This window comes from Neobacillus drentensis (genome assembly GCF_036966985.1).
In the GTDB taxonomy this organism is placed as follows: domain Bacteria; phylum Bacillota; class Bacilli; order Bacillales; family Cytobacillaceae; genus Neobacillus; species Neobacillus drentensis_E.
Window position 1 is genome coordinate 1 of sequence record NZ_JBALSN010000442.1, and the last position, 2,047, is coordinate 2,047.

Sequence of the window (2,047 nt, forward strand, 5' to 3'; positions counted from 1 at the left end):
GTTGGTATTTTCTCTGGAAATGCCTGAAAGACTGATTACCTCTCGACTGATTGCTTCGACAGGGAACTTCAATCGAAGTAGAATGCGGGATCCGAAACGAATGCTAAATCAAGAACAAAAAAATAATTGGTCAGATGTGATGGGTCTACTCTCTGAAACCCATATGCAAATTTTTGATGGATCTGGCCAAAGTATAGCCGAAATCAGAGCGAAAACACGAAAAATGATCCATCAATTTCCTTACAAAAAACCAATTATCTTTATCGATTACTTAACGCTCATTAATTGTGGCCAATCCTACGGTGGAAATTCCCACCTCCAAGTGACGGAAATATCGAAATCTCTTAAAACGCTGGCGAAAGATTTTAATTGTCCTGTCATTTGTTTGGCGCAGCTCAATCGATCGGTAGAATCCAGAGCCGATAAAAAGCCAATGATGTCAGATATCCGAGAATCGGGTAGTGTAGAACAGGACGCCGATGTTATTTTGTTTCTCTATCGTGAAGTGTATTATAACAAGCAATCTCAGAATACATCTCTTGAAATCATTGTTTCAAAAAACCGAAATGGTCCAGTTGGAAGCATCACAGTCGATTATAACCAGCATACAGGGAGAATTGAGGAACAGAAGGAAAGGAATCCAACCGGAGAATGACTGCTATTTCGCGAAAAAATCATATAACGAGGTGTGAATCACATGAGTGTGAAAGATCTTTACATGGATTGTTTCCGTTATGAAGAATCAACATTAGCCCATTACATCTACCATTTACTTGTAGAGAAGAAAATTTCTTTGGAGGACGATTTTTCCATAAAAGACTTAGAACAAGTGGACCATGAGAAAGTAAAGGATTTGATTCAAAACAATGTATTAGGTTTTCATAAAGTGGGCATCTTCTCTCTAAAGATGAACCAGAATGATTTTGTCTTTATCTTTGCAGCCAGCAAGCAAGAAGCCATTCATTTCTATGAAAAAATATTTCATCAAAACCCATTGAACTGTCACGAATATTCTCTAGATTACCAGATCGATAGAGGAAATGATGGGATTTCGTTTCGGGACATGAGGAAGGAATTCGAGAGTTATCCTGCTATAGCGGGTTATTTTAAGAGGGGAGAATGGATGTGAGGAGGGAAAAGCCCATAAGAACCAAATATAAAAGTAAAATGACTACTAATCACTGAAAAAAAGTGCACACACAAATTAGCATGTGATATGAGCAAAATCTTGAGTATTCCTAAATATGTATAATTCTTGAATTTTGAACATTTAGTTAAAAATAGAGTATAGTTTTATAAAATATTAATCTTAAGTTTAAAAAAACAAATTATCATAATAAAATATAAAAATATTTTAAAAAAAACACTCGGAAAAGGTATCTAATATTATTAGAGTTATTTATTATACTTAAATAATGAAAAGTTGTAAAGATTCTGCTAGGATTGAGAAATCCGTCATTAAATAGGGATAGAATTAAATGAATAAGACTCCAAAATAACAATTTACTTTCATGTGTCGAATTACCTATAATATTGTCGAGTGGGATAATGTGGAACTTTAGAATTAGGGTTTAAACATTACAAGTTACAAACACAAGAATAATTTAATGTTAATAAACTTGTTAGTAGTTAGGGTAAAAAGGAGGATGGGAAATAAGAAAACATTAAAGAGAAAACCTCTGGCGTAGTCCGGCAAGACATTTCCCGAGGATTATTTCTGTCGGGTATACCAACTTTATTAGTATACCCTTTTTCAGAAGAAAATCAATATTTATCCTTAGAAAGAGGCTTACTTATGAAAATAAGAGAAGATTATTTGATAAATGAAAAGACTATCTTGTTGACAGGAGAGTATGATTGTAATGGTAAACTTATAACTAGAGTTATAGATGGGGAAGAAACTTTTCTGGTAGATTTGACTCCATCGCAGGTAATTGATACAAATTTATTACTAGTAGGATCAAATCTCCGTGGGTCATTACATAGTTCTAAAAATCTTCTGGGTCAATTGTATATGTATCCACTTACCATTAATTCACGACTAGGT

3 protein-coding genes are annotated in these 2,047 nt (G+C 33.9%); all 3 read left to right on the plus strand.

What is annotated here, in order from left to right; all coding sequences use genetic code 11:
* On the plus strand, nt 1–655 hold a 655-nt coding region (locus V7659_RS24765; RefSeq protein ID WP_335542777.1), incomplete at its 5' end, for a DnaB-like helicase C-terminal domain-containing protein.
* Nucleotides 656–697: 42 nt separating this feature from the next.
* Complete coding sequence (locus V7659_RS24770) at nt 698–1,129, plus strand: hypothetical protein (RefSeq protein ID WP_335542778.1); 432 nt, start codon at nt 698–700, stop codon at nt 1,127–1,129.
* 666 nt (nt 1,130–1,795) lie between these two features.
* The coding region (locus V7659_RS24775; protein WP_335542779.1) for a competence protein ComK at nt 1,796–2,047 on the plus strand (252 nt) is incomplete at its 3' end.